The sequence below is a fragment of the Streptomyces sp. NRRL WC-3618 genome (genome assembly GCF_001280005.1).
In the GTDB taxonomy this organism is placed as follows: Bacteria; Actinomycetota; Actinomycetes; order Streptomycetales; family Streptomycetaceae; genus Streptomyces.
In genome coordinates, this window is sequence record NZ_LGDW01000403.1 from 1 (window position 1) to 240 (window position 240).

1 pseudogene is annotated in these 240 nt (G+C 69.6%); it reads right to left on the bottom strand.

Going from position 1 to position 240, the window contains the following annotated elements:
* Positions 1-240, bottom strand: a pseudogene (locus ADL01_RS47900) (transposase); the annotation flags it as partial.

Consider the following 240-nt stretch of genomic DNA (forward strand, 5'->3'; position numbering starts at 1 on the left):
TTCATCTCGCGGTAGTCGTGCTCGATCCGCCAGCGCAGCTTGGCCAGCCGCACCAGCGTGGTGAGCGGGGTGTCGGCGGGCAGGTTGGAGAGCCAGAACCGCACCGGCTCCGGCTCGGTGACGGGCCACTCGGCCAGCAGCCCGCGGTGTCTCCGTAGCCGCCGTCGGCCACGACGAGGGGAACATCGACGCCCCAGGACCGGGTCTCGTCGATCATGTCCAGGGCCAGTTGCCACTTCT